25 protein-coding genes are annotated in these 26,357 nt (G+C 33.8%); 17 read left to right on the top strand and 8 right to left on the bottom strand.

All coding sequences use genetic code 11. The features are described from left to right. Nucleotides 1-4 precede the first annotated feature (4 nt). The 7 genes from HH304_RS04015 to HH304_RS03985 all read right to left on the bottom strand — a co-directional run bounded on the left by HH304_RS04015 (nucleotide 5) and on the right by HH304_RS03985 (nucleotide 12,780). Entirely contained in the window at nucleotides 5-3,406 is a 3,402-nt protein-coding gene (locus HH304_RS04015) for a SusC/RagA family TonB-linked outer membrane protein (protein WP_169678175.1), read from the bottom strand. A gap of 97 nt (nucleotides 3,407-3,503) precedes the next feature. Next, a complete protein-coding gene (locus tag HH304_RS04010; protein WP_169678174.1) occupies nucleotides 3,504-4,568 on the bottom strand; it encodes a FecR family protein in 1,065 nt (354 codons plus the stop codon). 540 nt (nucleotides 4,569-5,108) lie between these two features. Beyond that, nucleotides 5,109-5,684, bottom strand: a complete 576-nt coding sequence (locus tag HH304_RS04005) for an RNA polymerase sigma factor (RefSeq protein WP_169678173.1) — start codon at nucleotides 5,682-5,684, stop codon at nucleotides 5,109-5,111. Between the two features lie 316 nt (nucleotides 5,685-6,000). Then, the gene (locus HH304_RS04000) at nucleotides 6,001-7,614 is read right to left on the bottom strand and encodes a sodium:solute symporter (protein ID WP_169678172.1); all 1,614 of its coding nucleotides are present in this window, start codon (nucleotides 7,612-7,614) and stop codon (nucleotides 6,001-6,003) included. A 3-nt stretch (nucleotides 7,615-7,617) separates the two neighbouring features. Next, entirely contained in the window at nucleotides 7,618-8,973 is a 1,356-nt protein-coding gene (xylA, locus tag HH304_RS03995) for a xylose isomerase (RefSeq protein ID WP_169678171.1), read from the bottom strand. A 40-nt stretch (nucleotides 8,974-9,013) separates the two neighbouring features. Continuing rightward, nucleotides 9,014-10,507, bottom strand: coding sequence for a xylulokinase (locus tag HH304_RS03990; protein ID WP_169678170.1), 1,494 nt, complete (start codon nucleotides 10,505-10,507; stop codon nucleotides 9,014-9,016). Nucleotides 10,508-10,800: 293 nt separating this feature from the next. Continuing rightward, nucleotides 10,801-12,780, bottom strand: a complete 1,980-nt coding sequence (locus HH304_RS03985) for an FGGY family carbohydrate kinase (protein WP_169678169.1) — start codon at nucleotides 12,778-12,780, stop codon at nucleotides 10,801-10,803. A gap of 194 nt (nucleotides 12,781-12,974) precedes the next feature. Between HH304_RS03985 and HH304_RS03980 the strand changes: the two genes are divergently transcribed. The 14 genes from HH304_RS03980 to HH304_RS03915 all read left to right on the top strand — a co-directional run bounded on the left by HH304_RS03980 (nucleotide 12,975) and on the right by HH304_RS03915 (nucleotide 23,406). Beyond that, nucleotides 12,975-13,934, top strand: coding sequence for a Gfo/Idh/MocA family protein (locus HH304_RS03980; protein WP_169678168.1), 960 nt, complete (start codon nucleotides 12,975-12,977; stop codon nucleotides 13,932-13,934). Nucleotides 13,935-13,987: 53 nt separating this feature from the next. Beyond that, complete coding sequence (locus HH304_RS03975) at nucleotides 13,988-14,656, top strand: DUF6503 family protein (RefSeq protein ID WP_169678167.1); 669 nt, start codon at nucleotides 13,988-13,990, stop codon at nucleotides 14,654-14,656. 159 nt (nucleotides 14,657-14,815) lie between these two features. Next, the gene (locus tag HH304_RS03970) at nucleotides 14,816-15,346 is read left to right on the top strand and encodes a GNAT family N-acetyltransferase (RefSeq protein ID WP_169678166.1); all 531 of its coding nucleotides are present in this window, start codon (nucleotides 14,816-14,818) and stop codon (nucleotides 15,344-15,346) included. A 340-nt stretch (nucleotides 15,347-15,686) separates the two neighbouring features. After that, entirely contained in the window at nucleotides 15,687-16,160 is a 474-nt protein-coding gene (locus HH304_RS03965; protein WP_271711486.1) for a hypothetical protein, read from the top strand. A 216-nt stretch (nucleotides 16,161-16,376) separates the two neighbouring features. Then, entirely contained in the window at nucleotides 16,377-17,405 is a 1,029-nt protein-coding gene (locus HH304_RS03960; RefSeq protein ID WP_169678164.1) for an HAD family hydrolase, read from the top strand. 34 nt (nucleotides 17,406-17,439) lie between these two features. Beyond that, nucleotides 17,440-18,273 (top strand): tetratricopeptide repeat protein, encoded by an 834-nt coding sequence (locus HH304_RS03955; RefSeq protein ID WP_169678163.1) that lies wholly within the window; start codon nucleotides 17,440-17,442, stop codon nucleotides 18,271-18,273. Nucleotides 18,274-18,289: 16 nt separating this feature from the next. Continuing rightward, a complete protein-coding gene (locus HH304_RS03950) occupies nucleotides 18,290-18,937 on the top strand; it encodes an OmpA family protein (RefSeq protein WP_169678162.1) in 648 nt (215 codons plus the stop codon). Nucleotides 18,938-18,957: 20 nt separating this feature from the next. Beyond that, nucleotides 18,958-19,524 (top strand): hypothetical protein, encoded by a 567-nt coding sequence (locus tag HH304_RS03945; protein ID WP_169678161.1) that lies wholly within the window; start codon nucleotides 18,958-18,960, stop codon nucleotides 19,522-19,524. Between the two features lie 68 nt (nucleotides 19,525-19,592). Then, nucleotides 19,593-19,961, top strand: a complete 369-nt coding sequence (locus HH304_RS03940) for a VOC family protein (RefSeq protein WP_169678160.1) — start codon at nucleotides 19,593-19,595, stop codon at nucleotides 19,959-19,961. Next, nucleotides 19,958-20,314: an SdpI family protein gene (locus HH304_RS03935; RefSeq protein WP_169678159.1), complete on the top strand. Its 357-nt coding sequence runs from the start codon at nucleotides 19,958-19,960 to the stop codon at nucleotides 20,312-20,314. The genes HH304_RS03940 and HH304_RS03935 overlap by 4 nt, the downstream gene beginning before the upstream one ends. A 20-nt stretch (nucleotides 20,315-20,334) precedes the next feature. Further along, nucleotides 20,335-21,087, top strand: coding sequence for an META domain-containing protein (locus HH304_RS03930; protein ID WP_169678158.1), 753 nt, complete (start codon nucleotides 20,335-20,337; stop codon nucleotides 21,085-21,087). 11 nt (nucleotides 21,088-21,098) lie between these two features. Beyond that, the gene (locus tag HH304_RS03925; protein WP_169678157.1) at nucleotides 21,099-21,563 is read left to right on the top strand and encodes a 3-oxoacyl-ACP synthase; all 465 of its coding nucleotides are present in this window, start codon (nucleotides 21,099-21,101) and stop codon (nucleotides 21,561-21,563) included. Nucleotides 21,564-21,804: 241 nt separating this feature from the next. Next, nucleotides 21,805-22,896: an LVIVD repeat-containing protein gene (locus tag HH304_RS03920; RefSeq protein WP_169678156.1), complete on the top strand. Its 1,092-nt coding sequence runs from the start codon at nucleotides 21,805-21,807 to the stop codon at nucleotides 22,894-22,896. A gap of 129 nt (nucleotides 22,897-23,025) precedes the next feature. Then, a complete protein-coding gene (locus tag HH304_RS03915) occupies nucleotides 23,026-23,406 on the top strand; it encodes a BlaI/MecI/CopY family transcriptional regulator (RefSeq protein WP_169678155.1) in 381 nt (126 codons plus the stop codon). Nucleotides 23,407-23,424: 18 nt separating this feature from the next. Here HH304_RS03915 and HH304_RS21160 read toward each other — a convergent pair whose 3' ends face one another. Continuing rightward, nucleotides 23,425-23,754: a hypothetical protein gene (locus HH304_RS21160; protein ID WP_271711505.1), complete on the bottom strand. Its 330-nt coding sequence runs from the start codon at nucleotides 23,752-23,754 to the stop codon at nucleotides 23,425-23,427. On the opposite strand from HH304_RS21160, the gene HH304_RS03910 reads away from it, so the two are divergent. The 3 genes from HH304_RS03910 to HH304_RS03900 all read left to right on the top strand — a co-directional run bounded on the left by HH304_RS03910 (nucleotide 23,639) and on the right by HH304_RS03900 (nucleotide 26,338). Next, nucleotides 23,639-24,820, top strand: a complete 1,182-nt coding sequence (locus HH304_RS03910; protein WP_333908742.1) for an N-acetylmuramoyl-L-alanine amidase — start codon at nucleotides 23,639-23,641, stop codon at nucleotides 24,818-24,820. The two genes, HH304_RS21160 and HH304_RS03910, sit on opposite strands and share 116 nt — an antisense overlap. Before the next feature lie 95 nt (nucleotides 24,821-24,915). Then, nucleotides 24,916-25,386: a GyrI-like domain-containing protein gene (locus HH304_RS03905; protein ID WP_169678153.1), complete on the top strand. Its 471-nt coding sequence runs from the start codon at nucleotides 24,916-24,918 to the stop codon at nucleotides 25,384-25,386. Between the two features lie 25 nt (nucleotides 25,387-25,411). Then, the gene (locus HH304_RS03900) at nucleotides 25,412-26,338 is read left to right on the top strand and encodes a hypothetical protein (RefSeq protein WP_169678152.1); all 927 of its coding nucleotides are present in this window, start codon (nucleotides 25,412-25,414) and stop codon (nucleotides 26,336-26,338) included. Nucleotides 26,339-26,357 lie beyond the last annotated feature (19 nt).

Below are 26,357 nucleotides of genomic sequence, written 5' to 3'. Positions count from 1 at the left end.
CTTTTTAAAAGTTAACATTTAACCCAACAATAAAAGTCCGTGGTTGTGGCTGAACAAGGTAATCTATACCTACAGCTGTTACCACACTATTATTTTGTGATTCGGGGTCAAACCCTGAATAATTTGTCCACGTATATGCATTTCGTAAAGAAGTATATACATCTAATGAACCCAGGTTTAGCTTTTCCGCTATAGAATTCGGGAATCTGTACCCCAACCTGATATCTTTAACCCGTAGAAATGATCCATCTTCAAGGAATCGGTCAGAAATCTCACGGTTGTTTGCTCCAATTGCTGCGACGCCAGTAGGATCCTCAAATCGTGCTTGTGGAATATCGGTCATGTCTCCCGGGTTTTGCCATCTGTTTAAAACATCAGCACCCTGGTTTCTGTATCCCGTCATACTTTCAAGAACCGCTGCAGTTTGATTATAGATATCATTTCCGTAAGACCACTGCATGAAAATATTTAAGGTAAATCCTTTGTAACCAAACTCATTAGTAAAACCACCAGTGTGTTTTGGTAAAGCATTTCCAAAGATCTGTCTGTCACTAATACCGATGGTCGGGTTACCATTTTCATCTACACTTCCATCTAAGTTTTCATAAATAATACTTCCGGTTTCAGGATCAACTCCCAAAACTTTATATCCGTAGAATGAACCAAAAGATTCTCCAACTCTAAATACACTACGCGTACCATCAGTACCGAAGGCATCAGGTTGTTGTTGAGAAAAGTCTGAACCAATCGGATTTTCAGGATCAAAATCCGGAAGAGAAGTAATTTTATTTCGGTTAAAACTGATATTAAAGCTTGTTGTCCAGGTAAACTCACCCTTAAGATTCTGCGTTACCATTTCAATTTCAAGCCCTTTATTTTCCATTTTCCCAATGTTCGACCCGTTGTCTTGAGAGAATCCGGAAGACCATGGTAATTGCCTGAAAAACAATAGATTATCAGTCTTCTTCAAGTACACATCAGCGATAATATTCACTCTGGAATTTAAAAATGTCAGATCAAATCCGATGTCATATTGCGTTGTTTCTTCCCAGGTCAAATTAGGGTTAGCAATACTTGTTTGAGCAATACCGGGAAAATTCGATAAATAATCTATTCCAGTTCCATATAATGCCAATGAAGGGAAATCTCCTGACAAACCTTCCTGATTACCGGTTACCCCTAAACTACCTCTTAACTTAAAGTCATTAATAAAATTAACTCCACTCATAAAAGACTCTTCAGAAATACGCCATCCTACAGACGCTGATGGGAAATATCCGAAGCGATTATTTTCACCAAATCTGGAAGATCCATCGGCACGTAATGTGGCGCCAACTAAATATTTATCTTTATATGCGTAGTTAACCCGACCAAAATATGAAACTAAACCATAATTAGTTAGGTAATTATCAGGTATAGAAGGATTAGATATGGCTATTGTAGTTACAATATTAGATCCGGCAAGACTTCCACCAGCCCTTAATAAATACTCTTCTCTCGACAACAAACTATATCCTATCAATGCGTTTATACTGTGGTCATCACCAATTGAGGTAGCATATGACAAAGTATTTTCCCAACTCCATAAAATTTGTTCAAAATTTGCTGCTGTAGCCTCGGCTCCATTACCGAAACCTTCAATCGTATTTGGAATAAATCTTTGTTGTCTATCATTCAGGTAATCAACTCCGAAAGTAGTTCTAAAAGTTAAACCCTCTATTATATCATATTCTGCGTAAACGTTGCCTAATACTCTTTTTTGTTTTGAGTTAAAAGTGATTTCTTCAGCTAACTGAACCGGGTTCCCCAAAGGATCTTGATTATTTGGATCCAGAAAATAGCTTCCATCTTCATTATAAACGGGGAAATTAGGATTCCATACAAGCGCTGTAGCTAAAGGATTCAAACTATTAAAATCTGTAAATACCCGATCGTTATCTGATAAACTCAGTGTAATACTATTTCCGATTTTTAATTTCTTTGATGCCTGATGATCAACATTAACTCGTGCATTAAATCGATCATATGCCTGATTTCTGATGGTACCTTTCTGATCAAAATAACCTAATGACACAAAGTATTGTGTTTTTTCACTTCCACCTGTCATGCTCAAACTAAAATCTGAAACAGGGGCAGATCGGAAAACCTCATCCTGCCAGTCAGTATTTATCCCGGTATCTTCAATGAAATCAGGCACCTCTATATTTCCACCTAACAGGTCATTTGTGTTTGCAATAGATTCAGTAATAAAATCAACATATTGACTTCCGTTTAGTAAGTCCAGCTTATTGGAGACCTTTTGCATACCGGTATACATTCCCAATTGAAATCTGGACTTACCCGTTTTACCTCTTTTAGTTGTAATTAAAACAACGCCATTAGATGCTCTGGCACCGTAGATTGCCGTAGCAGCTGCATCCTTTAAAATTTCTACTGATTCTATATCATTTGGGTTTATATCATTAGTAGAAGTAGTTAATTGTCCTCCGGCATCCAAAACATTGGTTGTAATATTATTCATCTGAACGCCATCAACAATATATAACGGACGGTTTTGACCTAATAAAGAACCATTCCCTCTAATTCGCACATAATTTTCTGCTCCTGGAGCACCTGAATTTTGTACAACCTGGACACCCGAAGCTCTGCCTTGTAACATTGCATCAACACCCGTAACAGGCACACCCTCCAACTCTTCAGAACTAACGGAAGAAACTGATGTGGTAATATCTCTTCTACTCTGGGTACCATATCCAATTACGACAACCTCTTCTAGCGTAGATAATGCCGGGTAAAGTGTAACATCTAATGAAGTGCGGCTACCTATATTAACCTCTTGAGTTTCATAGCCAACAAATGAAAATTGTAAAATAGCTCCTTCATTTACTGTGATAGAATAATTTCCATTTACATCAGTAACTGTTCCATTAGCAGTTCCTTTTTCCAATATAGTTGCTCCTGGTAAGCCACCTCCATTCTCATCGTAAACATGTCCAGTTACAACAAGATCTGCAAGTACCACCTCTACGTGAACCTCATTATCCGTGTGGTTAATACCTTGAACGCTAATAACAGTATTCACTTGCTTAAATTTTAAATTTGTAAGCTTACTAACGTGAATTAAGAAATTTTCAACCGTTGCATTCTTTCTGTTAAAACTAACATTCACTTCTTTTGATGAAATCAATTTCTCATCATAAGAAAAATTAAGATTAGTTTGATTTTCGATTTCATTAAAACTTTCACGAAGAGACGCATTTTCTAAATCAAGTTGAACAGTAATTTCTTTCACACTTTTTACTTGTTCATCAATTTTGGCATAACTGTGCTCTCCCGCGAAAAGTACCGGAGCACTAAACACCAGCACGTAAAAATTCAACAGGAATTTAAGTCTAAGTTTTTGCATAAGTTTTCATGTTATAGGTTATTATTTGGTTTTTTATCAATCTGGCAAATTCAATTGCCATGTAACGATTTTAATACCTGAATAGGTAAATTTTGTATTACTTATTTTCCATAGGCTTAATAATTATTTCCTTATCATCTATTTTAAATTCAAATTTTTCGGAGTAACCAATACTGGTGAGAACACTTTTAAGTGTCTGATTTTTGAACTTCCCAGTATAATTCCATGTGATTTGATTGTCGTATTCAGATAAATTAAATTTTACACCAAACCATTTTGACAATCGACTAAAGACTTCCTGACTATCCGCGTTTTTAAATACTAAAACTTCATCTTTCCAGGCAATTTCTTCATCAAAATCGAATTCTGATATACTTTTCCAGGAATCTGAAATTACCAATAACTTATTGCCAGGAATTAAAATCTCATTTCGTTTGGATGTTTGTAAATCAGAAACTTTTACTTTACCAGTAACTAAGGAGATGCCTGTTTGATTTACTTCACTTTTAATATTAAATGAGGTACCTAAGGCCTCTGTAATTGTTGAACCAGCATAAACCCTGAAGGGACGAGTTGAATCTTCTGCTACTTCAAAAAATGCTTCTCCTTTAAGTTTTATAAGTCTTACCTCATTTTCATTAAATGATTGTTGATACTGAATTTCACTTCTTGAATTGAGTTTAATTTTAGATCCATCGGTTAAAAATAAGGTCAGTCTTTGTCCATCTTTAGTAGACTTCTTTACCCATGTTATCGTTTGTGATTCAAAATTACCATTACTTAAATTACCGGGTAACAAAAAAAAGGTCAATATTATTATAAATGCAATACATGCTGCTACTGATACCCCATAGTAATAATTATATGATTTACTTGATAATTGTCTGCTATCTAACGAAGACTCCTTTTTGTCGATAGATTCATCAATCCGCAACTTCAATCTTTCAACACGACTATCATCAAAAACAGGTTTTAACGGTTTGATCTTACGAATTAATGTTTCAGCTTGTAACGCATGGCGTACAATTGATTCATCATTATTTAATCTATCAAACCATGGATTGCTTACCGGTTTATCATTTAATACCCAATCAATAAATGATTCATCTTGCAGAAAATCAGCAAGTGTGTAATTTGAATATTTATGTTTTGAAATTTTCAAGGTAATTATTCTTCGTTTAGTGTATAAATACCTAACACTCTTATATTACTCCTGAAAATTTAATTATTTACAATATATTTAACATATTAAACCTAAAAGCAACTATTTTTCAATAAATACATCAATAAATTACATAATTAATAATAATTTTTTATCATTAATTTTTTACATGAACTTATATATAACAATTATTTTAATTATATAAATATCAATTAGTTAATACATCAAAGATAATTTTTAATAATAATTTGATAAGTTCTATTATTATAAATAATAATAAAAAGTATTAGAATATGGCTTTGATAATTTTGATTTAAACCTAAAACTGAACTAGTATGATTTAGGTTGCATAAACAGAAAGTTTATTTTAAATACAAGAATTTGCACTATGTTGGTAAAAATCAAGGCACTTTACAGGTATTATTGAATGACATTAATAATAATAATGAATTTTATTTGAAAAAAATTACATTAGAACATTACAATCCTACAATATTCTCAAAAATATTGTAATGAAAAATGAAATTTTTACGTGCGTTTTTAATTTACAACAAGGCTTTGCCGAAGTGATATCATTGCCTTTGAAAGTGCATTGTATACTTGTTTTTTAGTTAAATCAAGTACATCTTTCATTTGATCACAATCTAAATTATTGTAATATTTCAGGTAGATGAGCTCTCGTTGAAGTGGTGATAGAGCCTGAAATGAACGTCGTAGTTTTTGAGTAGAAACAATTACTTCAGATTCATTAGAAATATTTGTATCCATCTGATTTTCTATAAAAAACTCATTAAACTCGCTGAAGGCTTTACATTTATCTGATTTTTTGATTTGTCTAAGAATTCTCCTCTTTATACTTTTTATTAAATAAAAACGAATGGATGAAGTCTCCCCTAATCGATTTCTTTTTTGCCACAAATCAATAAATAATTCCTGAATACAATCATCTACCAATTCTTTTTTAGCTGTAAACTGATGTCCATAGGCAATCAAAGCAGGCACATGCCCATAATAAATTTCATCAAGCGCTTTACGATCCCCATTTTTTAAACATGACCATAAGTATTCATCACTGCTATTTTCTTTGGGGAATATGGTTAAGCTATTCGCCTTCATTTTTTTCTGTGTATATTATACAAACAATAACCTGAATGTATAACAATTTTTTTTTGTTCGCAAAGGTTTTCGGTAAAATTCAACTACTGTTTTTTAGAATTTTATAACAATTAAAAAATACAATATATCAATTAGGCAATATTTTATTTTGCAGCATAAATTGAATGTTTTTTTTAAAAAAAAGCCACCATGAAAATCATGGTGACTTATTGTGAAAAACCCAAATAGACACAAATAAAACATAATTGATACTCTTAAATAATCGGAGTTAGCTCACTACATAAATTCATTAAAATAAATGCTTTAAATCATTAAGTTAACCAGTAAAATAGGTTAAGATCCAAATTATAATTACTATCAAACCTATTGATAAAAAAATCTCCTTTAATCCGTAACGATTCCTGTTACTTATTTTGTCATTACCAGATAATGTCCCATAAGTTAGCCCTTCTATCTTTTTAGCATCAGGAGCTGCAGATAATAATGAAACAGTAATACAAATGATTACACAAATCACAAACAACAACACACAAAAGTGCAGAAAGTTGATTGTTGCCCAATCATGAAGAATCCCTGTAAGAGAATCCTTTTTTAGCTCGGCAATTAAGCGACTCATTCCGAGAACAAAGCCTCCAATCAGTGTAGCAAGGGCTCCTTTTGAGTTTATTCTTTTCCAGAATATACCCAGTAAAAAGGTTGCTGTTACAGGTGGTGCAATATAAGCCTGGACACTTTGAAGATATTCATAGAGAACCCCGGAGATATTAGCCATTACCGGTATCCATAATATTCCCAGAATAACAACAACAAAAGTGGCTATCCGACCAATATTCACTAGCTTTTTTTCAGATACTCCAGGATGTAGCTTCTTATAAATATCAACAGTAAAGAGTGTTGAACAGGAATTAAAAACAGATGCCAGTGAACTCATTAAGGCAGCAAGTAATCCTGCGGCCACGACACCTCTTATTCCAGTTGGTAACAATGCAGCCATCAGGGTTGGAAGTGCCTGGTCGGATGATTCCAATTGCAACTGCCCTGTTTTATTTAAAGCATAGGCAATTATACCTGGAACAAGGAATAAAAACACCGGAGTCAACTTCAGGTAAGCACCAAAAATTGACCCTTGTAGACCGACTTTAATATTTTTTGCAGCAAGGGTTCGTTGCACAATGTATTGATCAGTACACCAATACCAGATTCCAACAATGGAACCTCCAAAGACTAATCCAGTCCATGGAAAATCGGGATCATCTGAAGGCCGCCACATATTAAAATGACTGCTGCCTGCAATTGATTTCAATTCACTCCATCCACCAATTTTCATTAGTCCCAAAACTGTAACCAACAGAGATCCGACAATAAGGACTATTGTCTGCAGAGTTTCAGTATATATTACAGCTCTCATTCCCCCTAAAACAGTGTACAAACCTGTAATAATTACAGTAATTAAAGCTCCAGTCCAGAAATCAAGCCCGGTTAATGCTTCAATAACAATTCCTCCTGCATATACTGATACTGAAACCTTGGTCAAGACATATCCAATGAGTGAAATAATTGATAACCACCATCTGGCAGTGCTATTAAATCTTTTCTCAAGAAATTCCGGCATAGTAAACACTCCACTTCTCACATAGAATGGTAAAAAAACCCATCCCAGTAACAGAACTATCCATGCATGTAATTCAAAGTGCGCCATTGGCATTCCACTTTCAGCTCCTGTGCCCGCCAACCCAACTACGTGTTCTGAACCAATATTCGAAGCAAAAATGGAGGCTCCGACAACAAACCATCCTGCATTTCTTCCAGCTAAAAAATAGTCTTCCGTATTGTCTTTACGCCTTCTGATTACCCATATGGCAATCGCAAAAAGAACCACAAAATAAATACCGATAATTACCCAGTCAAGGGCCTCAAGTCTTACATTCATATATTATCGGATATATTGGTTAATAATATTTTCAAACAGCTCCTGCTTTCCACTTCGTAATCGTGGTTCTCCGTTACGGTGTGCAATTTTATGAAGATCCTCTAATGATAATTTCCCGGATTCGAAAGCTGTCCCTTCCAATGTATTGAAAGAACTATATCGTGCTTTTCTCATATTCATGAAATCCGAATTTTCGAGTATATCATGAGCTATCATCAATGCCCGGGCATATACATCCATTGCTCCGATATGAGCGTAAAATATATCTTCCAGATCGGTTGAATTTCTTCTTAGTTTTGCATCAAAATTAACTCCTCCACCTTTAAACCCATTTCCCTGAAGGATAATCATCATTTCCTGAACAACTTCATAAATATTAACGGGAAATTGATCAGTATCCCAGCCATTCTGGTAATCACCCCTGTTTGCATCAATACTCCCTAGCATTCCGGCATCAACAGCTACTTGTAGCTCATGGGCAAAAGTATGATTAGCCAGTGTGGCATGATTTACTTCAAGGTTTAATTTAAAGTCTTTATCCAACCCATTATGTCTTAAAAAACCAATTACAGTAGCTGCATCGAAATCATACTGATGCTTAGTTGGTTCTGCTGGCTTTGGCTCTATAAAAAACTGCCCCTTAAAACCATTAGCTCTTGCATAATCTTTCGCCATATGAAGAAATCTGGCAAAATGTTCCTGCTCCTTCTTCATATTAGTATTCAGGAGAGACATATACCCCTCGCGTCCTCCCCAAAAAACATAATTTTCTCCACCCAGTTTGATCGTAACATCAAGTGCATTTTTAACCTGTGCACCTGCATGAGCCAAAATATCAAAATCCGGATTTGTAATGGCTCCATTCATAAATCTAGGATGACTGAATAAATTGGCTGTCCCCCACAGAAGTTTAACCCCTGAAGCCTTTTGTTTTTCTAAAGCATAATCAGAAATTTCATCGAGCCTCTTTTCGGATTCTGTGATTGTACCCCCCTCTTCAACCAGATCAAAATCATGGAAACAATAATAAGGAACACCTAGTTTGGAAATAAACTCAAATGCAGCGTCCATTTTATCTTTTGCCTTTCCGATTGCATCTGCTTTTTCCAACCAGGGGAATTCTTTTGTGCCTACCCCAAACGGATCATCACCAGTACCGCAGAATGTATGCCAATAGGCAACTGCAAATCGAAAATGCTCTTTGAGTGTTTTACCACCAACTTTCTTATTCTCATCATAATATTTAAAAGCAAGTGGATTATCAGAATCTCTCCCTTCAAATTCTATTTTAGAAATACCCTTAAAGTATTCTTTTTCACCTAAAACAACCCCTTCTCCCTGATCATTTAGTGTTTTCATTTTTTTACTCATTTTTCTATGTTTATCTGTATCTTAAATGCTAATCAATGATAAGCTTGCCAAGATCTTTTGTCCAATTTTTATAGGCAATGGAGTAGCTCCCTTTTAAATCTTGCTTATCAATCACATCTTTAACTTCAATTTTACCAAAGGCCTGTTGAGTATTTTCATATCGCCCAACACCTATTCCCGCTCCTAGAGCAGCTCCCGCAGCACCTGTTGTTCCTATGACTTCGATTTTACATTTTGTTAATGCTGAAACCGTAGTAGCAAAAATTTCAGACTGAAAGAGATTATCATTACCTACTCTAATCACATGTGACCTGATCCCTATTTCGTTTAGAATTTTGATTCCATATACAAATGAAAAAGCAATACCTTCCAAAGCTGCTCTGTATAGATGACTTCTAGTGTGCCTGTTAAACTGAAGGTTTACTATTTGTGAACCAATATTTCTATTGTTGAGCATTCTCTCAGCTCCATTTCCAAATGGAATAACTCTTAGTCCATCTGAACCCACTGGAACGGCTGATGCTGCCTTTTCCATATCATTATAAGAAATATTATCAGTTGCAACCTGCTGTCTTATCCACCGGTAAAGGCTGCCGGTTCCATTGATACATAAAAGAACTCCAATTTTAGGATCCAACTTGGTATAATTAACATGTGCAAAACCATTAACCCTTGACTGCTCATCAGAAACAGGATGATCAACGACTGCATACACAACCCCTGAAGTACCCCCAGTTGCTGCAATTTCGCCCGGGTTAAATACGTTTAATGACATTGCATTATTTGGCTGGTCGCCGGCGCGATACGCTATTGGTATTCCAGGACATAATCCCAGCTGCTTTGCTGAACCAGGCGTTAAGTTACCTTGAATCGAAAAAGTTGGTAATATTTCAGGAACTACCTTTTGATCAAAGCCAAAATATTGAAGTACAAAATCTGCAATTTTATTATTTTTAAAGTCCCAGAGCATAGCTTCAGACATTCCAGGAATGGTTGAGGTGATCCTGCCGGTCATTTTCATTGCAATAAAGTCTCCCGGAAGCATAAACTTGTGGACTTGTTCATAAATTTCAGGTTCGTTTTCAAAGACCCACTTTAGTTTTGACATGGTGAAATTACCTGGAGAATTCATCAGGTGATCAAGACATTTTTTCTCTCCAATTTCAATAAAGGCTTTGTTTCCAATTTCTACAGCCCTGCTATCACTCCAGATTATTGAAGGTCTGAGTACTTGATAATTTTCATCAACTAAAACAAGCCCATGCATTTGATAACTTAAACCAATTCCAATTATCTTTGAGACGTCTATTGAAATATCTGAAAGTAGTTTTTCACTGGCATTACATACATTTTCCCACCATAATTCAGGATTTTGCTCCGCCCAGCCCTTTTGCCTGGAGACCACATCCATCTCAGTCGGAGGATAATGGACACTTCGGATTGTCTCGCTTGTATCTGCATTTACTAAAGATGCCTTTACTGACGAACTCCCAATGTCAAATCCAATTAAATAGCTACTCATTTATTTCTTACTTTTCAATTTCATCTGGTATTTGATTTCAGCTTTTATTCGAGCCTTAACAAAAGACAGTGATATTTTCCATATTTCTAAAAAACATAGCCCTACAAGGATTCGTCAAAATCCATTCATCACTACGTCAATTTCTTATATGTAGAAAAAAAGAATAATATATGAGGGTAATTGAAAGTAATCAAAGAATTCAATTAAACAGATTATTGACCTTCCAATATAATGAAGTTACTCACTTCAATAAAATCAAAATAAAATAGTTGCTTTCAAACTTCTTAACAAATTCAGGATACCTGCTCCAGAAAATCTTCAAGGCTTAACTCTTTATTTAAATCTAGTTTCTTACGAAGCCTGTACCTCTTTGTTTCGACTCCTCTAACTGACAAATTCAATTGACTGGCAATATCTTTGGTTGTTAATTTCATTTTCAATAAAGCCAAAAGTTTAATCTCAGCGGTTGAAAGGTCCGGATAACTATTTTTAAGCCCTTTAAAGAAATCACTATGGATAAGTTCAAAATGATCTTCAAACTTTTTCCATTGGGTATCAGCAGAGAAATTTTGATTGATTTTTCTTATAACTCGTTCAAATACTTTTTTCTTGTCATCAGAGATATGATCAGATAGTTTCTTCAGATCATTTTTAACTTCATTTAGAACCTCATCCCTGGCTTGCAGCTGCAAATGAAGAGAAGTTATATCCATACTCTTTTTACTTAATGATTTTTCAAGGCTTTCCAGCTCAGCTTTTAACTTTTCAGGGTTATCCTTTCTAGGATTTGAAATAAGTGCTGTTTCAAGACAAGATTCCCATAAATAATAAGCTTGCTGACAATTAATTTTATTGAATTGCGGCCCATAGACTATTGAGGGGCTAATCCCTTGTAATGCCTCTTCCAGACTTTTATAAATACCGGCACCAACACCTGCTGCCCTTGCTGCTCCAATAGCACCTGTTGTATCAACAACTTCAATATGGCAATCAAGCATTGTAGCGATAGTTGAAGAAAACACTTCTGACTGAAACATATTATCATTACCTACACGCATCACATCAACTTTGAGTCCCATTTCCTTTAATATATTCACACCATGTACGAACGAAAACGCAACTCCTTCTAATGCTGCGCGATATAAATGAGCTCTGCTATGTCTGTTAAATTGAATGTTAAATATATGAGAGTTTACATTTTTATTTTCCAGCATTCGTTCAGCCCCGTTACCAAAAGGGAGAATACACAACCCATCACTTCCAATTGGGACTGTTGAAACCATTCTTTCCATATCTGAATAGCTTCTACCCGATCGGGCTATTTGATTTTTCATCCAACTATATTGAACACCTGCACCATTCAGACACAATAACACACCTATTCTATCGAAATTATCTTCATAGTTAACATGCGCAAACGAATTCACCCGCGACTTTTCATCATATAAAAGCTTATCAACCACACCATATACTACTCCTGAAGTACCACATGTAGCTGCTATTTCATTAGGTCTCATAACATTAAGAGACATCGCATTCGTAGGTTGATCACCAGCGCGGTAAGTCACCGGAATTCCCTTCGCCAAACCTGTAATTTCGGCAGCTTGTTTCGTAACTCTGCCCTGAATTCCGAGAACAGAAGTTGTTTCAGGTATTAAATTGTGTTCAATACCATAATATTCAAGTAATTCTTCAGAAATCCGCTTATTTTTAAAATCCCAGAATATGCCTTCAGAAAGCCCAGGTATTGTAGTATTAATTTCACCTGTAAGGCGCATCGCAATGTAATCTCCAGGCAATAATACTTTATGTGTATTTTCATAAATGTGGGGTTCGTTATCCTTGACCCATTTTAACTTTGATGCAGTAAAATTACCTGGAGAATTTAACAAGTGTTGTAGCGTTTTAGTCTTTCCTAAGATCTCAAATGCCTTTTTGCCAATTTCAACTGCACGACTATCACACCAGATTATCGATGGTCTGAGAACCTGATTGTATTTATCAATAAGAACCAAACTATGCATTTGATAGGAAAGCCCAATAGATTGAATATCAGAAGATTTAACAGATGTAACCGACAATAACTTTCTTGAAACTGAAATAAAATCATTCCACCAAACTTCAGGTTGCTGTTCTGCCCAGCCACTTTGTCTTGACATCATATCCATGTCTGATTCAGGATATTGAACCACTGCAACAGTTTCATTCGTTTCGGCATTAAATAATGCTGCTTTAATTGAAGAACTTCCTATGTCATATCCTATCAAATACATATAAAAAAATCATCTGGTCACTTCAATAATACGTCAAAAATTATTGACTTCCAATTCACTCAAATATTGTGAAAACAATTAAATAGACCTAATAAATAATTAATGCAATAGAAATAAATGTCATTCTTACCAAGAATTGAAGTTGCTCATATAGAGAAGTCTTTTAACTTTATGAAAAAATCTTTAATTATAAAATGAAAAAGATCAAATGGGGTATTGTAGGCCCGGGAAGAATTGCCCATCAGTTTGCTTCAGACATTAAATTTTCTAAGTATGGTGAAATTACTGCTGTGGCTTCAAATAATAAAAACAGAGCAGATGACTTTGCGAAGCAGTATAAAATCCCTTCTACGTTCTATAACTATTCTGATCTTTACAATTCACCTGATGTGGATGCAGTTTATGTAGCAACACCCCATAATTTTCATTTTAAAAATTCAAGTGATGCACTTAATGCCGGCAAAGCCATTTTATGTGAAAAACCGCTTACAGTAAATCCTGAAGAGGCAATTGAATTATTTGAAACCGCAAAATCTAATAACCAATATCTGATTGAAGGCATGTGGACCTACTTCCTGCCGGCAATTATCAAAGCACAAGAATGGATAAATGAAGGTAGGATAGGTGAAGTTCTAACAGTTAAGTCAGACTTTGGATACCCGAAGCCTTTCGACCCGAAATCAAGATTGTTTAATCCGGAATTAGCTGGAGGATCATTGCTGGATATGGGAATTTATACCCTTGCAATGGCCCGATTATTCATGAAAGACGATCCAATGAAAATTGACATTTTCGGACATCGTGCACCTACTGGGGCAGATGATGAAGTAAATATGCTTTTCCACTATTCAAATTCCAGGTCGGCTTCTTTACATACCTCATTCAGATCAAAACTTAATAACCACACTTATATTATCGGAGAAGAGGGATATATCGATATACCAGATTTTTGGAGAGCAAAATCATGCAGTTTATTCAAAGTTGAAGAAAAGGTTGATGAATATTTTGACAATCGAAAAGGTAAAGGCTTTGAATTTGAGATAGATGCAGTCTCAATGGATATACTTGAAAATAGAAAAACTTCGGAAGTCATTCCTCCAGAAACATCTATTTTCTTTCAAAAACAAATGCAGACAATTTTAAATCACTTCTAAAATTGCTTATTCATAAAAAGGGAGTTTTATTTATAAATTCAAGTACAAAATTCATGGGAAAAAAATCATCGTTATTTACCTTTTTAATTATTTGCTGTTTCATATTTTCTTGTGGAAAGAAGCAAGATCCTAAGTATATCATAGGCAAATCAATAGCTTATCATGATCCTCAGGGAAACTGGCCAAAATTTAAAGGTCAATTAAAATATGAAGAAATACATTTGTCAGGAGATTCACAAGTGATCCGAAATACTACCGTATGGCTAGACAATAACAAAAACGAATTCAGGATTAACCGTGGAGATACCGAAATCCATGGAGTAGTCAATGATTCCTGCTTTATAACTAAGGGTGATGTTGATTGCGGTCGTGTATTCAAATTACGAAATTACTACACCTACCTTTGGGGTCTCCCAATGAAGCTGACAGATCCTGGAACATCATTTAAAGATGAATATTCTGATACAGTTTTTAATGACATTCCGGTCTATAAAATCACAGTTGAATACGATACAGATATCTGGGATTACTTTATCATGAAAGACAACTACCGGATGATAGGCTATCAGTTTGTAAAAAAATCAGGTGGTGGTGAAATTATTTATCTTGAAGATGAAATTGAAGTAGAGGGAATGAAAATACCCCAAAAGAGAAGTTGGTATACTTTGGGAGATAAACGTTATTTAGGTACTGACTATTTAATAAGTTCAGAAATAAAATAACTAATCGATGCTTACCAGTTGTTTTCAACATACTAATATGATTTCAATTATTTTTATATATTGACTATATTCAACAGACAAAGTTCAGTTTGCCTATAGTTAGCTAATCAGAGTTAATTTATAAGGTTTCATTTTATAAAAATATATTAGCAGATAATCATGAAGGTAACAATCCGGCCGGAATCCCAATCTGATTACGAATGTGTTACTCAGGTTATTTCCAAAGCTTTCAAAAATGTTCCTGAAAGTGATCATAATGAGGAATATTTGGTCGAAAGGCTAAGGATGACTAGTAATTACATTCCAGACCTTGCTTTAGTTGCTGAATATAAAAATCAAGTGATTGGTTTTATCCTGCTTATAAAAATCTCAATTATAACAGATAATGAAATCTTTGAGGCTCTGGCTATGGCACCTGTGTGTGTTCTACCAAAATATCAAAATAAAGGTATAGGCGGACAGCTTATTAAAGAAGCTCACATAAGAGCCCTGAAAAAAGGATTTAATTCAATTGTTCTTATCGGACATGAAGATTATTACCCTCGATTTGGATACAAACAAATGTCGGAGTTCAATCTCAAAACTACCTTCAATATCCCTCCCCAATATTGCATGGCAATAGAACTGATTCCCAATTCGTTAAGTAATATAAGTGGAACAGTAGCCTATCCAAAAGCTTTTTTTGAATAATACAATTCATAACAATCTTTAAATACTACAAAACTTTATTTCGATTATATGAATTATAACGATTATTTATAACGGAAAAATAACTATAATTCAATTTATAATTGAAAAAATACCATTACAAAAAGGTAACCCCTTTAGTAATAAAAAACTTAAGTTTATTCTATAATAATTTCGATTAATCATAAAAAAACACCTATGAAGACAAATAAATGCAAGACATTATTTGAAAATTAATAATCATTAACCTATCTTTGAAGTGACTTAATCGTAATTATTTTACTTTTAATACCAAGAATTGCCAAAATTTAAAAACACTTTTAAAGCACTGTTTTACCATCAAATGAAAGTTTTATCGATTGTCTTCATCTCAATTTTGTTATATTTTGGGTCTTTCGGCCAGAACAAAACTGAGATAACAGGAAAATGGGTGGTTCAAAAAGCAGAACTACCAGTGCGGCTTAACATGACGGAGGACCAACGCGAAATGATGGACCTCATTATTACAGAATTCAACAGATCTTCATTCGAATTTGATTCCAAACAACAAGCTAACTTTAATATCAGGCTTTCTGACTATTATATCTATAATGCTTTTTGGGTTTACAATGAAGATTCAAGGACTATTACCATCAGAGACAAAAACACCAAATCTTGCTTAATGCAGATATTTGTTAGTCCTGTGTTCAACAACACAATGAAATTCTATGTACAACAGACGCCTTTTGTATTAACAGTTAAAAAGGTTAGTGATCTGGAAGAAATTAATTATTCATACAATAATAAAAATGAAAAATATATAGCAGCCTTACCCTAGGGAGCTATTAAGCTGAGTCTTAGAAATTTGATCAATTTTTTAAAGCAAGGAAATTCCCTTGCTTTTTTTTATCCCCAATCCCCACACAATCTTTTTATTTTTTAATAAATTACTATAAGCAGACAACCATAACAACCAATTTCAGATGTGGTTTCAAATGCATGATCAATTGTATTTTTTAATCTATACCAAAGAAATTAAATTAAATACAATCATATGCGACTAAAAGCATCATTATTAATTCTTTTGATTCTATTTTCTAATTGCCAGAATTCAAATGATGAACAGCCAAAGAAAGAATCTGAGGTAATAACTACCGACGTGATTGCTGATCCGCTGCCATCCTGGAATGAAGGAAATACTAAACAAAGCATTATTGATTTTGTAGAAGCTATAACAAATGAAACTTCAAAAAATTTTGTTAAGCCTGCTGATAGAATCGCCACATTTGATAATGACGGAACACTTTGGTCAGAAAAACCATTCTATTTCCAGGTCTTTTTTGCAATTGACAGATACAAAAAACTCTCAAATAATCATCCTGAATGGCAAAAGGACGCTTTATTCACAAAATTAAATAGCGACAACCCAGAAGTCCTTTCCTCCATTACTATGCATGAATTGATGGAGCTTGTAATGAAGTCTCATGCCGGAGTAACTACAGTGGAGTTTGAAAAGGCTGTTATTGATTGGATAAACAAAAGTGCTCATCCAAAATCAGGCAAGCATTTTAACGAAATGACATTTCAGCCAATGATAGAGTTGGTTGAATACCTACAAAAAAATCAATTTAAAGTTTATATCGTTTCCGGGGGTGGAGTAGAATTTATGAGACCGTGGGTAGAAAAAGCCTACAGTATTCCAAAAGAACAAATAATAGGATCAACAATTAAATCAGAATTTTCAATTGTTAATGGAGACCCGATAATCAAAAAATTACCTGAGATAGATTTTATAGATGATAAAGAAGGTAAACCCCTAGCTATTAATCGCATTATTGGTAAGAAACCAATATTTACTGCTGGTAATTCTGATGGTGATCTACAAATGGCGCAATGGACAGCCTCAAACAATAATCACTTTATTTTGTTTGTACATCATACTGATGACGAAAGAGAATGGGCTTACGACCGTGAGTCTTCTGTAGGGCAATTCAATAATGCACTTGACATTGCCATGGACAAAGGATGGACAATCGTTGATATGAAAAATGATTGGAATAAAATTCATCCTTTTGATGATTGAAAAATAAATTTTACTACACACAAAGACCCACAAAATGAAATTGATCTTCACAAGAGTGATCATATTCATAATGATTATCTACACTCCAGCTATTACTTTCTCCCAGACATTTACAATGGGCAAAAAGTGCAGAGAGCTATTAAATACTGCTAATGAAGCATTGCACAACAAATCGTACAATGATGCACTTTCTCAATTCACAGCTTTTTCAGACGATTGCAAAACCAAAGATGCTAAAGTATTAAGTGCAGTTGGTCGTGCTGAAGCATACAATGGACTTGGCCAGTACGATCAGGCTATTAGTGAAGCTGATGCAGCACTCAAAATAACTAAAGACAGAAATTTGTCAGCACACTTCCAAAAAGGCGTTGCATATAGCAAATTGGGAAATACCGAAGCCTCAAAAAGTGAGCTTGCCAAAGTTATCGAGCTTACTGAAAACAATCAGAATACCTCAGAAAGAGCTGCAAATTATGCATTAATGGCAGCAATTTACGACCGACAGCTTGGAGACAGAGACTCTGCCTTGATCTTTCTTGATCAGGCTATGGCATTAGATCCTGACAACACAGAATTCTGGATTCAAAAAGGAGAAATGTACGTGATGTCCGGCCAGTATGATGAAGCATTCTCTGCTTTTGACAAAGCCGTAGCAATGGGTAAAGCCGACCTTGATATGTACTCCATCAGAAGTAATACTGCTCTTAGAATGGTAAGTGACAAGTATGGAACTACCAAAGCAAAGGAACTAAAAGAAAAAATGACTCCAGACGAAAAAAATCTAGTCTGTACAGAATTAAACAAAGCAATTGAACTTGGGCTCGAAGACATGAATAAAGACATGTTCGCTGCTCTTGTTTGTAAATAATATAATCGAAACCGTTATGAAAAAAATAGTATCATACTTGATTGTTGCATCCTTAATTTTCGGATGTTCAAATTGGAATAAACAACAAAAAGGAACCGCAGTTGGTGCTGCAGGTGGGGCAGCCATTGGGGCAGCAGTTTCAAAAGGTAGCATCTGGGGCATCCTTGCCGGAGCAGCTATTGGTGGAACAGCAGGTAACCTTATTGGCAAAAAAATGGACAAACAAGCTCGTGAGCTTGAACAGGCAGTACCAACGGCAGAGGTACAACGAGTTGGCGAAGGTATTAACATGACATTTGATGCCAGTCTTGCGTTTAAAATTAATTCATCAGATATCAGCGAAAGCTATAAAGAAGACTTAAATGCTGCTGCAGATGTTTTTAAAAAATACGAGGATACTAATATTTTAATTGAAGGACATACAGATGATACTGGTGCTGCTGATTACAATATGGCCCTATCAGAAAAAAGAGCAAAGGCCGTTGAAAACTATCTTGTTGCCCAAGGAATTGATCGGTCTAGATTAACTTCAAAATGGTATGGAGAAAACCAACCCAAATACCCGAATGATGAAGCAAACCGTGCAAAAAACAGAAGAGTTGAGTTAGCAATTTATGCTAATGAAGATATGGTAAGTGATGCCAAAGCCGGAACACTTGAGTAATCTCGCAAACTATTTTAGTTATGAAGTACCTCCTAATTATTTTGTTTTCAATATTATTATCCTTTGTAGGTATGGCTCAACATGATCATGATCATGATACCCAACCTGAAAACCTGCAACATCATGTTTATCATAACAAACTTGGTGTAGGCCTTGGACATACGCACGTATCACGTGGAAGTACTGCTGAAGGAATAAAATGGTTAACCGTCCCTTCATTTGCCATAGTTTATGATTATCATTTCAATAGACGTTGGAGTCTGGGTATTCATGTAGATATCATCATTGAAACTTTCGAAGTAGAGGAAAACCTTCGCAATAGTAATGAAAAAGAAATTGTAGAACGTGAAAGACCAATTGCCCCTGCTCTGATGGCAACATATAAATTTACAGATCATAGTAGTGTAGTCTTTGGTGGTGGGTTCGAATATGCTCCTCAAAAAACTTTATCTATTTTCAGGGTAGGTTATGAATTTAGCACTCATGTGAATGAAAAGTGGGAAGTTGCTATACCCTTAACCTATGATATCCGCCTTAATGCCTATGATAGCTGGACAATATCTTTATTAATTTCCAGAATGTGGTAATAAAGATTTTAATAAATCACGAAATTCATTTTAGTTAAAACATTCTGATAATACATTATTTAGATTTAATGAAACACATGATTTCTCATGGTGCTACAATACTTCATGTTAACGACATTAATAAATCAATAGAATTCTATGTCCAAAAAATAGGTTTTACATCTAATTTCACATGGGAGATCCCAATTACTTATGCTATTTTATCAGCTGGTGACAGATTATCTATCCACTTATCAAAAAAAAACAGCTATAGTGAAAATAAAAATCCCATCCCTATTATGTATATTTTCGTTGAAAATATAGACTCATATTATAGTGAGTTAATAAAAAACAATACACCTATACATAACCCTATCGGAAACAGAGATTATCAAATGCGTGATTTTGATATAATTGATCCGGATGGGTATTTATTAACATTTGGACAAGGATTATGAATTTCAACTTTCAATCAGTACTCTTCATTGTATTATCGCTGACTGGTTTGTCAATGATAATTGCCGGTTTAATAATGAAAAAGTGGCCACCAAAAACACCTAACTGGGCTTATGGTTACCGATCCAAGTCCGTTATGAATTCTCAAGAAAAATGGGACTTTGCTCAAAAATACTCTTCGAAAGAATTACTTGGCTGGGGATTTTCAATGATTGTTTTAGGATTAATTGGCTCAATATTATCCATCAATGAAAACCTTGAAATCTTCATTTCTTTAAGTATAATTTTTGCTTCATTTATTATCTCATATTTTAAAACAGAAAGGGCTATAAAACAAAATTTCCCTGAATATTAAACCATAAATTAAAGTATTAAATGAACTACACAGCTCTTAAACTCTCAGTCCTTTTGTTGCTTTTCATTAGTTGTAGCCCAAGGAATGAATCAGGTGTAAACGATGACAACAAGACCATTAATACTAAAATTGGAAAAGTTGATTTTGAAGCCACAGACTCAAATACATGGAACCTTTTGTTGACATTTGATCAAAACATAATTTTAAAAATCATTGATAACGATGAAGATCTTGAATATATATTTCCTACAAATGCACCAATTCCTATTCAGGATGTAAATGCAACTTCATACAGATCAAAAAATGATGAGCATGCAATTAACATTATGATTAGGCCAGAAAAATGTTTGCCAGAAAGCAACTACACCGTTACAGTCCAACTTATAAATAATACATCAAATGAAATCAATAGTTATGAAGGATGTGGTAATTATCGTGGACAGGCAGCTATTAATGGTGTTTGGATATTAAATAGCATTAATGGTAACACTATTTCATCTGAGAGAAAGAAGCCAAATATTCAATTTGATGTCGCTAATAAAAAAGTTATTGGTTATTCTGGCTGCAACATGTATAAAGGGAATTTAGAAATTAAAGATTCATCTATTTTATTAAACAGTTTAACAGTAACTGAAAACAGTTGCCCTGATGATAATCTTGAGCCTCAATATTTAGAGTTTATTAAAAGTAAAGATTTAACTTTCAATCTTAATTCCAATATCCTTACAATTAAAGGAGGGAATCAGCAGTATATTTATAAAAGATTGGAATAGCAATTTTTACAATGACTAATAAAGAAACAGAATTAAAGAATAAAATTCACCAATACTGTATTGATGAAACCACTAAAAAGATTGCCTTAATAGAGCAAGGCATGAAAGAAGCTCAGGACTCTGCAAACAATGAAACTAAAAGTAGTGCTGGTGATAAGTATGAAACTGGTAGAGCAATGGCTCAACTGGAAAAAGATAAATTTTCGGCACAGTTAGCAGAAAACAGAAAGATATTACAGGTTTTAAATAGTATAAACCTAAATAAAAATCATTCTATTGTTGAGTCAGGTGCTTTAGTTTTTACAACTTCTGGAAATTACTACATATCCGTAAGTCTTGGAAAAATTGTAATTGACAACACTGACTTTTTTGCTATATCACCTATAACACCACTTGCTAATGCATTACTCAACTTAAAAAAGGATGACATCTTTGTTTTTAGAAATAAGGAATTTAAAATAAAAAATATATTATAACATCACCTTCATTGGAATGGTTTTTGAGAATCATTCAAATATGTTTTTTATGATTACCCCACTACAAAAGAGGAGAGAATTCTTTCCTCTTTTATATCTCAAGCAGTTTAATTATAGCTAACACTAATAGTTTTAATTGAAAAGGTTTGAATAGTTATCAATAGAGATTAATTTCAACATTTAAAGTGTATAAAATTCTTAATAAATTCTATCTCATCTATCAATCAACATTAATAATTCAATGAAAAATAATTTAATCTTTTTCTCGCTACTAGTATTATTTATATCAGCATGTACAAAAGAAGATGTTAAACCTGAGGATAAAGAACCACCGGTATACAATCACTCTCCTAATGAACTTGCAGGAAGACTTAATTTCATGAATGATATTAAAGACATTTGGGCATTTGAATCTCCAACTCAAAACCAAGAATATATTCTTGTAGGCTATAAAGCTCAAAATGACAATTCATTTTTTGGTCAAGGAGGAATGTATGTTGTCGACCATTCTGATATTGAAAACCCAAAACAAATAAGCTCAGTACCCGGTGTATATGGATTTGACATAAAAACTTATGGCAATTATGCATATACAGTTTCAGGCAGACCATCAGATCCTGGTTACATTATTGATTTAAGCAACCCAAAATCACCAGTAGTTGTAAGTGAGTTCTCTGGTGCACACAACATATTAACTACCGAAACTGGTCTTCTGATAGCTAGTTCTCCGGGTATTAAAATTTATGATATAGCTACAGACCCTGAAAATCCAACATTTTTATGGTCTGACAATAAAGGCGATGGCCATGAAGCTCATGTAAACGGAGACTACTTATATGATTTCCATGGTTCACTGGGGGCAATAATTTATAATATTTCTGATCCTTCAAACCCAGATTCAATAGGTGCAATTCAAACACCAGAAGTTAGATATTATCATAGTGGATGGACCAATGCAGACCAAACTGTTTTAGTAATGTGTGATGAGCTTGCATTCCAAAGCAACCCAACAGGAGATGACTTTTATATCTATGATATTACTGACAAAACTAATCCGGTTTTACTAACCTCTATTAGTGATGAAACATCTATCCTACATAATGTTCACATTGTTGGAGATTATGCATATTTCTCATACTATACAGCAGGCTACAAGGTATATGATATTTCAGACCCTGCAAATCCAACACTTGCATTTGAGTATGACACTGCTCCTACCGAAACAGGAGAAGTTTTCAGTGGTGCATGGGGTATTTACGGAATTTCAGATAGTGGTTATAAATACGTAAGTGATTCAAGAAATGGACTCTACATATTTAAGAGTGCGGAATAAATTTTAAGATTAAATTTATAAAGGGAGGCTGTTGCCTCCCTTTTTTTATGCTTAAATATTTGATTTTTATAATTCTTTTAACTACAATTGTAGTAACTAATTTACATTTGTAATTAAAAAACTACTTTTGTGGACGTAAAGCCTTTAAATAATTCAGAATTGCAAATCATGAAATACCTTTGGAAAATTGAAAAAGGATTCATGAAAGATATAGTGGATCAGTTTCCTTCTGACGGACCTGCATACACAACCATTTCCACTTTAGTTAATCGAATGGTTGATAAAAAACTTATTGGTTTCACAAAACTTGGTCGCGACAAACAATACTATCCACTCATAAAAAAGAATGAATATTTCAAAGGTCAAATAGGTTCAATAGTAAGCGACTTTTTCAATAATTCATCAACTCAATTTGCTTCCTTCTTTACTAAAAGCACTGATATGAGCATTGATGAATTAAAAGAGCTTGAAGAAATCATTAAGAACCAAATTAAAAAGAAGGAAGGTTAATATGCTTAATTATATAATTTACTCTTCGATTTCACTTGCTTCAGCTTTATTTCTATACAAAATATTTTTGAAGAAGGATTCAAACTTGATATTTAATAGATGGTATTTACTTTTTACATTAATACTTTGTATTACATTTCCATTATTTGAAATTGAAATCAACACATTTCTCCCAGACAAACCAGAGATTTCATATTCAAACATAGAAGAAATAATATATCCAAATCCAGATATAAATAAGAATACAATCGAAATCATTGAAAGGTCAGAATTTGATTTCTCTAAAATATTACAATCATTATACTCAGTAATATTTTCACTCCTAATCTGTAGATTTACCTTTAACATAATTGCGATATGCATTCAAATAGGATCATCTAAACACAAGGAAATTAAAGGCCTGAAATTAATTATTACTGAAAACTCAAAATCTCCTCATAGCTTTTTCAATTTTCTTTTTGTTTCCAATAAATACATAAAAGATAAAGAACTTTTCAATTCAATTTTAAATCATGAGCAAGCACATAGCCGCCAGCTTCATTCTTTAGATATAATTTTAATCGAACTTTTATGCTGCACTTTCTGGTTCAATCCAATTGTATGGATTTATAAAAAAGAAGTGAAAGAAAATCACGAATACCTGGCAGACAGAGCCGTTATTAATTCCGGAATCAACATATCAAAATATGCAGCCCATATTATTGAAAATATTAAACTATCAAATCAAAATCTAGCTAGTGCCTTCAGCTTTTTAATAACTAAAAACAGAATAAATATGTTATCAACGAACAATCATTCAAAGCAGACCAGATGGTTTTTTCCTTCAATAGCAATCATTATATTCGCAACCATTTTGGCAGGAACATCTTTCACACCTAAAAAGGATAACTCAAAACCACTTACTGTAATTATTGATGCAGGACATGGAGGAAAAGATCCAGGTATAAATAATGAAAAAGACATTAATTTAATGATAGCAAAGCATATTAGTGAATTAAGTCAAAAGAGTAATATCAAAATAATATTAAGCAGGACAACTGATAAATTTATTTCATTAGAAGATAGAGTGAAATTCATAAATAACAGTAAAGCAGATTTGTTAATAAGCCTTCATTGTAATTCCGACAATGATGAATCAATGAAAGGAATTGAAGCATTCTACTATCCTGAAGGTAAAAATCAAGAACAAGCTAGAAAATTGAGTAAGCTAATTGTCTCAGACCAAGTTAAAACAATAACGGATATTGGTAAAATTAATACTGCCAATTATAAAATAATACGTGATGTTAAAATACCTGGTGTACTAATTGAATTAGGGTTTTTATCAAACAAAACTGATCTGCAAAGGCTCACAGACCCTACTCATCAGAAAGAAATTGCTCAATCCATTTACAACTCAATTCAAGAATTTTAATAAAACATTGCAAAGCCAACAAAAAGAGGGATGATAAATCCCTTTTTTTTATTCCTTTTAATTCCGAGATTCGTATTTGAATTTTTAGATTTACTATGACCGCGGAAATCAAGAAACTATCAGAATCAATACTAGTAGGAATCAATTTACCAATGTCTTTAACCAATAATCAAACAGGGAAATTATGGTCAGCCTTTGAGCCTTTGGTAAAATCTATCCCTAACAGAAAATCGAGCGAAAAAATATCACTTCAAATTTATCCAGACGATTATTTCTCTTCATTCAACCCAAATACAGAATTCATTAAATGGGCAGGAGTATTAGTTAATAAAAACTCCAATATCCCAGAAAATTTAAATACACTAATAATTCCTGAGGGAGCATATGCAGTTTTTAACTATTTAGGCCCAGCAAATAACCCTCAAATTTTTCAATATATATTCACTGAATGGCTACCAAACTCGGGATATCAGTTAGATAACCGACCTCATTTTGAAGTTTTGGGAGAAAAATACAGCAACACATCCCCCGATTCAGAAGAAGAAATCTGGATTCCTATAAAGTAAAATACCATTAATATTTTTTTTAATCATGATAAAAAGAGCAGCATTTTTAATTCTAACATTTTTAATTTTTAGTTGTGGCAAGAAATCACCGGTTGGAGACTGGGAAATCCCTGCAATATATGACCATGATGGTTTAAATGAACAAGTTAAAAACCTTACAAGAGAAGATAAACTAAGTATCGTGAAGGATATTAAAGTTGTTGATGAATCCCTCTCTGAAACCGTTATCGGTAAAATAATTGAAAATAACAAAAAGAACCTCGATAAGGAGACTATAGACAATCTTGTTAAAGCTGCATATATTGATATGTATTCTGTGAAAACAAATAATTCCTTCATATCAATCAAAGAAGATAATACATTTAATTACTACATCGATCCGTATTATTTTGAAGGCACCTGGGAAGAAAAAGACGAAAATACTATTATGCTTAATATCGATAATAATGATTTTTATTCTTCTCCTATTGAGCTGAAACTTATCTATGAAAATGAAAATTACTCTTTCAAAAACATTACCCATGATGCTACCACTTTATGGGTATATGATAGAGTACTTGCCTTGGAAAGCTCAAAATTACCAAAGCACAGACTACCTGAAAACAACCGCTGGAGAAATAGAGACCTGGATGCAAAAACAAAAGTGAAAAACCTTATCAAATTCTGGATATATGTATTTGATGATCTCATCGTAAATGAAGAGCCCTTAATTAAAAGCTCTAAATACTACCTTTGCCCATTTAGATTTTATAGCATTGGATTAACCGTTTACTCAATAGACAATGAAAAAATCCGACCTTGGAAGAGCACATTCAAGAAAGAAGAAGAATTTAACAAGGCACATGAGTTGCTGGTTGAAACCTTAAGAAAGACTGAATTTCCGAAAGAAAAAGGACTAGGCAAACTAGAAAGGAACCTTAAGTTTTTTCAAGCTGCATATGCAAATATTTAATCAATCGATCTTACTTAAA

It is taken from the genome of Marinigracilibium pacificum, from assembly GCF_012926615.1.
GTDB lineage: Bacteria > Bacteroidota > Bacteroidia > Cytophagales > Cyclobacteriaceae > Mangrovivirga > Mangrovivirga pacifica.
This window is presented reverse-complemented; position numbering and strand designations above follow the sequence as displayed.

Coding starts and splice junctions, on each gene's coding strand:
- HH304_RS04000 (WP_169678172.1), bottom strand. CDS start 7,614: ATGAATGTAAGACTTGAGGCCCTTGACTGGGTAATTATCGGTATTTAT.
- HH304_RS21160 (WP_271711505.1), bottom strand. CDS start 23,754: ATGTTAAAGGTAAATCTACAGATTAGGAGTGAAAATATTACTGAGTAT.
- HH304_RS03945 (WP_169678161.1), top strand. CDS start 18,958: ATGAAGTACCTCCTAATTATTTTGTTTTCAATATTATTATCCTTTGTA.
- HH304_RS03985 (WP_169678169.1), bottom strand. CDS start 12,780: ATGTATTTGATAGGATATGACATAGGAAGTTCTTCAATTAAAGCAGCA.
- HH304_RS03935 (WP_169678159.1), top strand. CDS start 19,958: ATGAATTTCAACTTTCAATCAGTACTCTTCATTGTATTATCGCTGACT.
- HH304_RS03960 (WP_169678164.1), top strand. CDS start 16,377: ATGCGACTAAAAGCATCATTATTAATTCTTTTGATTCTATTTTCTAAT.
- HH304_RS03905 (WP_169678153.1), top strand. CDS start 24,916: ATGACCGCGGAAATCAAGAAACTATCAGAATCAATACTAGTAGGAATC.
- HH304_RS04015 (WP_169678175.1), bottom strand. CDS start 3,406: ATGCAAAAACTTAGACTTAAATTCCTGTTGAATTTTTACGTGCTGGTG.
- HH304_RS03900 (WP_169678152.1), top strand. CDS start 25,412: ATGATAAAAAGAGCAGCATTTTTAATTCTAACATTTTTAATTTTTAGT.
- HH304_RS03970 (WP_169678166.1), top strand. CDS start 14,816: ATGAAGGTAACAATCCGGCCGGAATCCCAATCTGATTACGAATGTGTT.
- HH304_RS03920 (WP_169678156.1), top strand. CDS start 21,805: ATGAAAAATAATTTAATCTTTTTCTCGCTACTAGTATTATTTATATCA.
- HH304_RS03940 (WP_169678160.1), top strand. CDS start 19,593: ATGAAACACATGATTTCTCATGGTGCTACAATACTTCATGTTAACGAC.
- HH304_RS03955 (WP_169678163.1), top strand. CDS start 17,440: ATGAAATTGATCTTCACAAGAGTGATCATATTCATAATGATTATCTAC.
- HH304_RS03980 (WP_169678168.1), top strand. CDS start 12,975: ATGAAAAAGATCAAATGGGGTATTGTAGGCCCGGGAAGAATTGCCCAT.
- HH304_RS03975 (WP_169678167.1), top strand. CDS start 13,988: ATGGGAAAAAAATCATCGTTATTTACCTTTTTAATTATTTGCTGTTTC.
- HH304_RS03990 (WP_169678170.1), bottom strand. CDS start 10,507: ATGAGTAGCTATTTAATTGGATTTGACATTGGGAGTTCGTCAGTAAAG.
- HH304_RS03930 (WP_169678158.1), top strand. CDS start 20,335: ATGAACTACACAGCTCTTAAACTCTCAGTCCTTTTGTTGCTTTTCATT.
- HH304_RS04005 (WP_169678173.1), bottom strand. CDS start 5,684: ATGAAGGCGAATAGCTTAACCATATTCCCCAAAGAAAATAGCAGTGAT.
- HH304_RS03965 (WP_271711486.1), top strand. CDS start 15,687: ATGAAAGTTTTATCGATTGTCTTCATCTCAATTTTGTTATATTTTGGG.
- HH304_RS03950 (WP_169678162.1), top strand. CDS start 18,290: ATGAAAAAAATAGTATCATACTTGATTGTTGCATCCTTAATTTTCGGA.
- xylA (WP_169678171.1), bottom strand. CDS start 8,973: ATGAAAACACTAAATGATCAGGGAGAAGGGGTTGTTTTAGGTGAAAAA.
- HH304_RS03925 (WP_169678157.1), top strand. CDS start 21,099: ATGACTAATAAAGAAACAGAATTAAAGAATAAAATTCACCAATACTGT.